Genomic DNA, 6,415 nt, shown 5'->3' with positions numbered 1-6,415 from the left:
ACCCTGGCGCTGGAGCTCGTGCGCGGTGCCAGCGACGCGGGTGTCTCGCTCGTGCGGGGCCGGGGCCGCGTGGAGACCGTGGCGCCCACGAGCGACCTCGTCGCGTGGGCCGACGACCTGCAGCACGAGCTGTCCGAGGGTCCCTGCGTCGACGCCCTGCACGCCGACGAGGTCGACGTCCCCGACCTGGCCGCCGACCCGCGCTGGCCGTCGTGGCGCCCGGACGTGGTGGGCAAGGGCGTGCGCTCGATGTTCTGCGTGCAGCTGGCGCTGGCCGACCGCGAGCTCGGCGCCCTCAACCTCTACGCGACCGAGCCCGAGGCCTTCGACGAGGCCGACCGGATCGCCGCCCGCCACCTGGCGAGCCACGCCGCCATCGCCATCGCGTCGGCCCGCGAGCGCAGCACCCTGCAGGAGGCGCTCGCCACCCGCACCGTGATCGGGCAGGCCGAGGGCATCCTCATGGAGCGCTTCGGCGTCGACGCCGACCAGGCCTTCGGCGTGCTCGTGCGCTACTCCCAGCACCGCAACGAGAAGCTGGCGGTCGTCGCGAGCGAGGTCGTGCGCACGCGCACGCTGCCCGACGACGTCTGAGCGCTCACGGACGCGCGAGGTCACGTCGGCTCCGGGCCGTCCCGCTCGTCCGGGGCCTGCTCGGGGAGCTCCCCGTTCTCCACCAGGTGGCGTGCGACGTCGCGCAGCTTGAGGTTGAGGTGCTGCGAGTGCCGCACGAGGACGCCGAACGCGCGCTCCACCGACAGGTCGTAGCGCTCCACGAGCATCCCGATCCCGATGCCGATGAGACGGCGGGCAGCCACGGCACGGTGCAGGCCGTCGCGGTCGAGCGCGACCGCGAGGGCCGACGACGCCACCGTCGCGACCTCGCCGAACGCGGCGACCTCGGCGTCGGAGAACGCGTCGGTGCGGTCGGCGTGCACGGCCAGCACGCCGGGCGGTCGGTGCATCGTCTGCACGGGTGCGACCAGGACGGAGCACACCCCCAGCCCGACCAGCGTGGTCGACCAGGTCGGCCAGCGGGCGTCGAGGGACGTGTCGCGGACGACGACGATGTTCTCGGCGAGGTCGTCGGGGCCAGGGCCTCCGGCGATCCCCAGGGCGACCGACGCCAACGTCGTCGACGTGACGACCAGGTCGTCGACGTCGTGCGGCGTCGCCATGGCGAGGCCACCGTGCGGTGTCCCGGCGGCGGTCGCCGCGAGCGTCACGACGTGACGCGCCAGCTCGGGCGTCGTGGGGGGTCCGTCACGGAGCGGGTCCGGCGGAACGGGGGAGTGGGTCAGGGCGACCACCTCCAGGCGTGCGAGGTCGTCGGCTGCTGCTCAACCGAGGGACAGCGAACCACATGGGTGCGGTGCGTCCCTCGACCGGGTCACTCCTAGTCGATCAGACCCTCCGCGCGGGCCTCCTCCACCAGGCGGCGCACGTTCTCCGTCCGCCCGCAGTCGGCGTCGATCTGCTGGTTGCGCTCCGTCGCGAACGCCTCGCCGAGCCGGGCGAGGACCTCGGGGCCGAGCTCCTCGCGCGCCGGGTTGAGGATCGTCAGCTCCTCCTCGGTGAGGTGGTGGCTGATCAGGCGGGTCAGCTCCTCGACGGCGTCGTCGAACTTCTGGGTGTCGGTCGAGGCGCACTCGAGGACGGCCAGGAGCGCCTCGTTGCCCTCGGCGTGCTCGTGCTCGCCGTGGTCGGCCTCGTGGGCGTCCACGGCGCGCCGCTTCTTCAGCTGCGGGTACACGTGCCGCTCCTCCGCCTCGGCGTGCGCGACGTGCAGGGCCGCGAAGGCCTGGCGGACGGCATCACGGTCCGACGCGGTGCTGCGCAGCTGGCGCAGCAGGTCCTCGAAGCGACGGTGGTCGTCGAGGATCAGGTCGACGACGTCGCCCGAGACGGGCCGGCCCAGGTCGATGGTGGTGTCGATGCTCATGCGGCGAGCGTAGGCACGGGGGAGACCCTGCGCACGTCGGCGCATGGCCGGCGCCGCCCCGGGTACGGCGTGCACATGACCCGTCTCCTGGAGACCGCGCGCGACCGTCCCGGCGTCGTCGTGCTGAGCGTCGACGACGACCGGGACCGCCAGCAGCTGCTCGCCCTCGAGGACGCGCCCGACCGCGACGCCGTGCTCTGCCTGGTGCCGGCCGACGTGGACCCGCCGGCGGACACGCAGGCTGCGTGGCACCGGCTGGCCCGACGGCGGTTCGTGCTGGTCCTGCGACACGACGGCGTGTGGTGCCGTGCGCGACGTCAGGACGTGCCCGACGGCCTCGGCGCGGTGTCGACGGTGGCCCGGTGGGTCGCCCGCCGCACCGAGCCCGGTCTGCGGCTCATGCTGCTCGAGCCCGACGTCGGTGAGTCCGGCGCCGGCGGACCCGCACCCGACGTCCTCGGCCGGTCCGAGATGCATGGCTTCCGGATCCGGGGGAACGTCGAGGTCACGACCTTGACCGAAGGAGTCCGCATGACCCTCGCGCCCGATGCACCCCTGCCCGACCCCGACGTCGAGCCGGTCGAGCCGACCGACCCCGACGACGTGCCCGAGGTCCCCCTCGAGCCGACCCCCGCCCCCGACGAGACAGGTATCCGATGAGCGACGGCTTCCCCGCCCAGCAGCAGGACCCGCCCGGCAGCACCGCGGCGATGGACCCTCGACCCGACCACGGCGAGGAGTCCTACGTCGGCCACGGCAGGCTCGAGGGCAAGGTCGCGCTCGTGACCGGTGGTGACTCCGGCATCGGCCGCGCCGTCGCGATCGCCTACGCCCGCGAGGGCGCCGACGTCGCCTTCACGTACCAGCCCGAGGAGGCCGACGACGCCGCCGAGACCGCGCGGTGGGTCGAGGACGCCGGCCGTCGCGCGCTCGCCGTCGAGGTCGACCTGCGCGATCGTGCGGCGTGCGACGACGTCGTGGCCCGCACGGTCGACGAGCTGGGTGGCCTCGACGTGCTCGTGAACAACGCCGGCTACCAGATGGCGCGCGAGGAGGGCATCGAGGCGATCACCGACGAGAACCTCGACCGGGTCCTCAAGACCAACCTGTACGCCACCTTCTGGCTCACGCGGGCGGCCGTGCCGCACCTGCGCGAGCGTCGCGGGAGCGTCGTGAACAACACGTCGATCCAGGCGTACGAGCCCTCGACGTCGCTGCTGGACTACGCGTCGACGAAGGCCGCGCTCAACAACCTCACGGTCAACCTCGCCGCCGAGCTCGGCGGCGACGGCATCCGCGTGAACGCTGTGGCGCCCGGCCCGATCTGGACCCCGCTGCAGCCCGCCACCCAGCCTCCGGAGAAGCTCGAGCAGTTCGGCTCCGACACCCCGCTCGGTCGCGCCGGGCAGCCCGCCGAGGTCGCGCCGGCCTTCGTGTTCCTGGCCTCCGAGCGCGACGCGAGCTATGTCTCTGGCACCGTGCTCGGGGTGACCGGCGGCAAGCCGGTCTTCTGAGCCGCCACCCACCGAGGAGGACGCCATGCCCGCAGGCAAGGACGCACGCGACGAGCCGTCGCTGAAGAACCCCGAGATGTACGAGGCGCTGCGCGACGACGGCGCCTCGAAGGAGAAGGCGGCGCGGATCTCCAACGCCGCCGCGCGCGACGGCAAGAAGACCGTCGGGAAGCGCGGCGGGGAGTCCGGGTCGTACGAGGACTGGACGGTCGAGGAGCTGAAGGACCGGGCCAAGGAGCTCGGCGTCGAGGGCTACTCCGACCTGCGCAAGGACGACCTCATCGAGAAGCTCCGGAACCACTGACGGCCGACCTCCCCGCACCTACCGCCCGGAAAGGGGCATGGGCTGGGAGGATGGCGTCATGAGCGACGCCGCCCCGGACCCGTCCGCGCCCGAGCCGGCGCAGCCGGGCATCGGCGACCTCACGGCCGGAGCGCTGGTGTTCGGCTCGTCCGCGGCGGTGCTCGTGGTCGAGATCGTGGCGCTGCGGCTCCTCGCTCCCTACCTGGGGCTGACACTGGAGACGTCGACGACCGTCATCGGTCTGGCCCTCGCGGCGATCGCGGCAGGCTCGTGGGCCGGCGGCCGCGCCGCCGACCGCATCGACCCCCGCAGCGCCGTCGCCCCGCTCCTCGGCGTGTCGGGCGTCGTGGTGGCGCTGACGCCGTTCGCCGTCCGCGCGGCTGCCGAGCCGGGCTCGTCGGCGCTGCTGTTCCTGGTCGCGGCCGCGACGATCGTCGTGCCCGGCGCGCTGCTGTCGGCGGTCACGCCGATGGTCACGAAGCTGCTCCTGCACGACCTCGGCGAGACCGGGACCGTCGTGGGCCGACTCTCGGGCATCGGCACCGTCGGTGCCATCGTCGGCACCGTCCTCACCGGGTTCGTGCTCATCTCCCACGTGCGCGTGAGCGCCATCCTCGTCGGCCTCGGCGTGCTCCTCGGCGTCGCCGCCGCGGCGTTCGAGCTGCGTCGACGCGGCCCGGCGGTCGGGCTGCTCGCCGTCGGCGGCGCCCTGCTGGCCGGGGGGACCGCGGGGCTCGTGCCGAGCGGCTGCGAGGTCGAGACCACCTACCACTGCGCGACCGTCGAGGCCGCCGGCAGCAGCACCGGCGGCCGGCTCCTCGTGCTCGACGGCCTGCGGCACTCCTTCGTCGACCTCGACGACCCCACGTACCTCGAGTTCTCCTACACGCGTGCCTACGCGGCGGCGATCGACGCGATGTTCCCGGGCGACGGTCCGCTGAGGGCCCACCACCTGGGCGCCGGCGGCGTGACGATGCCGCGCTGGCTCGCCGCCACCCGGCCGGGCAGCACGAGCGTCGTCTCCGAGATCGACGGCGGCGTGGTCCAGCTCGACCGCGAGGACCTCGGGCTGCGCACCAGCCGGGCCCTGCAGGTGCGTGTGGAGGACGGTCGGCTCGGCATGCGCGACGTCGACGCGGGCAGCCTCGACCTCGTCGTCGGCGACGCGTTCGGCGGAGTCAGCGTGCCGTGGCACCTGACGACCCTCGAGATGCTCGACGAGGTGCACCGTGCCCTGGACGGCGACGGCGTGTACGTGCTCAACCTCATCGACCACGGCCGGCTGCGGCTCGCCCGGGCCGAGGCGCGCACGCTGCAGGAGCGGTGGCCGCACGTCGCCGTGCTCGGCGCGCCGGCCCCCGCCTCCGCCGGCCCCGCCTCGACGAGCAGCCCAGCCTCGGCGGACGAGGTCGAGGGCGGCAACCTCGTGATGGTCGCGTCGGAGCGTCCGCTCGACGTCGACGCCTTGCGCGCCCAGCTCGACCGGCGTCAGGTGGGCTGGACGGTCCTCGCAGGCTCGACGCTCGACCGCTGGGTCGGTGACGCGCCGGTGCTGACCGACGACTACGCGCCGGTCGACCAGCTGCTCACGACGCGCGCGGGCGCCTGACCCGCCGCCCACGCCGTCGGGTGCGGGACCAGGCGCCGACGATCGCCGCGCGCAGCGCCCCGGGGCGGAACGCGTCGCCGCGTCGGACGGGGTCCTGTGGTCGATGGGATCGACGGTGGTCGCTCATGGGGGCCTCCTGAGGTCTCGTCCGACACGTACCCGGTGGCGCCTGCGGCATGCGGACGACCCCGGGCTGTCGGCTCAACCCGGGGACGTCCTGGTGCCAGGCTGTACCCGGCGGGCCGGTCCCGCAGGCCGAAAGGAGCCGTCGTGGCCCTCAGGCGGCGGCTTCGCCCACCTCGCGCCGCAGCCGCGCCAGCAGGTTCGACAGCCGTCTCGACACCTGCATCTGGCTGATGCCGAGCCGGGTCGCGATCTCGCGCTGCGGCAGCTCGTCGACGAACCGCCAGGCGAGCAGACGTCGGTCGTCCTCGCTCAGGTTGTCCCGGAGCGAGCGGACGGTCAGCCAGGCCTCGACGCGGGCGTAGCCGGCGTCGTCGAGCGCACCCGCGCCCAGCTCGTCGTCGATCCGGTCGCTGGTGAAGCAGCTGCTCGCCGCCATCGCCTCACGGACGTCGGCGAGCGGCACGCCGAGGCGGGCGGCGAGGGTCTCGGGCGCGACAGGTCCCGCGCTCGTCTCCCCGGCGATCTGCGCCTGCAGCTCCTGCAGCCGCCGGGGCGGACGCACGCTCCAGGCGAAGTCGCGGAAGTAGCGCTTGATCTCGCCGCGGATCGTGCTCGCGGCGAACGGCGCGAACGCGCCGACGCCGGCGTCGAAGCGTTCGGCGGCCTTCACGAGGGCGAGGCGAGCGACCTGGAGCAGGTCGTCGTCCTCCACGCCGCGGCCGCGGTAGCCGCGGGCCAGTCGTGCGGCGAGGTCGAGGTGCTCGGTGACGAGCGGGTTGCAGTCAGCCATGTCGGTCCCCCCAAGGACGGGTGACGAAGTGGCTGCTGCTGAACCGCCCCCACTGTCACCCCCTGGCGAGCGCGCCGCAACTCGGCGCGGTTCGTCCGGCAGGCGCCGGGGTACGCCGTGGGTCGTGGAC

General features: G+C 74.1%; 8 protein-coding genes. 5 read left to right on the top strand and 3 right to left on the bottom strand.

Translation table 11 applies throughout. From position 1 onward, the window contains the following. Window positions 1-594 (top strand): GAF and ANTAR domain-containing protein (locus A6Q79_RS05760; RefSeq protein WP_317697052.1); only part of this gene is annotated, 594 nt, incomplete at its 5' end. 20 nt (window positions 595-614) lie between these two features. Here A6Q79_RS05760 and A6Q79_RS05755 read toward each other — a convergent pair. Together A6Q79_RS05755 and A6Q79_RS05750 are read right to left on the bottom strand one after the other, a co-directional pair. Continuing rightward, on the bottom strand, window positions 615-1,310 hold the full coding sequence (locus A6Q79_RS05755) for a GAF and ANTAR domain-containing protein (protein WP_369037990.1): 696 nt from the start codon (window positions 1,308-1,310) through the stop codon (window positions 615-617). An 86-nt stretch (window positions 1,311-1,396) separates the two neighbouring features. Continuing rightward, window positions 1,397-1,942: a hemerythrin domain-containing protein gene (locus tag A6Q79_RS05750; RefSeq protein WP_286689485.1), complete on the bottom strand. Its 546-nt coding sequence runs from the start codon at window positions 1,940-1,942 to the stop codon at window positions 1,397-1,399. A 75-nt stretch (window positions 1,943-2,017) separates the two neighbouring features. On the opposite strand from A6Q79_RS05750, the gene A6Q79_RS05745 reads away from it, so the two are divergent. Genes A6Q79_RS05745 through A6Q79_RS05730 form a run of 4 tightly spaced genes read left to right on the top strand, consistent with a single transcriptional unit; the run spans window position 2,018 to window position 5,369 of the window. Continuing rightward, window positions 2,018-2,602, top strand: coding sequence for a hypothetical protein (locus A6Q79_RS05745; RefSeq protein ID WP_286689486.1), 585 nt, complete (start codon window positions 2,018-2,020; stop codon window positions 2,600-2,602). Beyond that, on the top strand, window positions 2,599-3,456 hold the full coding sequence (locus tag A6Q79_RS05740) for a glucose 1-dehydrogenase (protein WP_286689487.1): 858 nt from the start codon (window positions 2,599-2,601) through the stop codon (window positions 3,454-3,456). Before A6Q79_RS05745 ends, A6Q79_RS05740 begins: the two co-directional genes overlap by 4 nt. Before the next feature lie 25 nt (window positions 3,457-3,481). After that, entirely contained in the window at window positions 3,482-3,760 is a 279-nt protein-coding gene (locus A6Q79_RS05735) for a Rho termination factor N-terminal domain-containing protein (RefSeq protein ID WP_286689488.1), read from the top strand. Between the two features lie 58 nt (window positions 3,761-3,818). Next, the gene (locus A6Q79_RS05730; RefSeq protein WP_286689489.1) at window positions 3,819-5,369 is read left to right on the top strand and encodes a fused MFS/spermidine synthase; all 1,551 of its coding nucleotides are present in this window, start codon (window positions 3,819-3,821) and stop codon (window positions 5,367-5,369) included. 277 nt (window positions 5,370-5,646) lie between these two features. On the opposite strand, the gene A6Q79_RS05725 is transcribed toward A6Q79_RS05730, so the two are convergent. Next, window positions 5,647-6,285, bottom strand: a complete 639-nt coding sequence (locus tag A6Q79_RS05725) for a sigma-70 family RNA polymerase sigma factor (protein ID WP_286689490.1) — start codon at window positions 6,283-6,285, stop codon at window positions 5,647-5,649. Between the last annotated feature and the right edge of the window lie 130 nt (window positions 6,286-6,415).

Origin of the sequence: Aeromicrobium sp. REDSEA-S32_B7 (assembly GCF_001626145.1) — a bacterium.
Lineage (GTDB): Bacteria > Actinomycetota > Actinomycetes > Propionibacteriales > Nocardioidaceae > Aeromicrobium > Aeromicrobium erythreum.
This window is presented reverse-complemented; position numbering and strand designations above follow the sequence as displayed.

What these genes read in the sequence shown, in the direction of transcription:
- A6Q79_RS05750 (WP_286689485.1), bottom strand. Translation starts at nt 1,942, where the DNA reads ATGAGCATCGACACCACCATCGACCTGGGCCGGCCCGTCTCGGGCGAC.
- A6Q79_RS05745 (WP_286689486.1), top strand. Translation starts at nt 2,018, where the DNA reads ATGACCCGTCTCCTGGAGACCGCGCGCGACCGTCCCGGCGTCGTCGTG.
- A6Q79_RS05740 (WP_286689487.1), top strand. Translation starts at nt 2,599, where the DNA reads ATGAGCGACGGCTTCCCCGCCCAGCAGCAGGACCCGCCCGGCAGCACC.
- A6Q79_RS05735 (WP_286689488.1), top strand. Translation starts at nt 3,482, where the DNA reads ATGCCCGCAGGCAAGGACGCACGCGACGAGCCGTCGCTGAAGAACCCC.
- A6Q79_RS05730 (WP_286689489.1), top strand. Translation starts at nt 3,819, where the DNA reads ATGAGCGACGCCGCCCCGGACCCGTCCGCGCCCGAGCCGGCGCAGCCG.
- A6Q79_RS05725 (WP_286689490.1), bottom strand. Translation starts at nt 6,285, where the DNA reads ATGGCTGACTGCAACCCGCTCGTCACCGAGCACCTCGACCTCGCCGCA.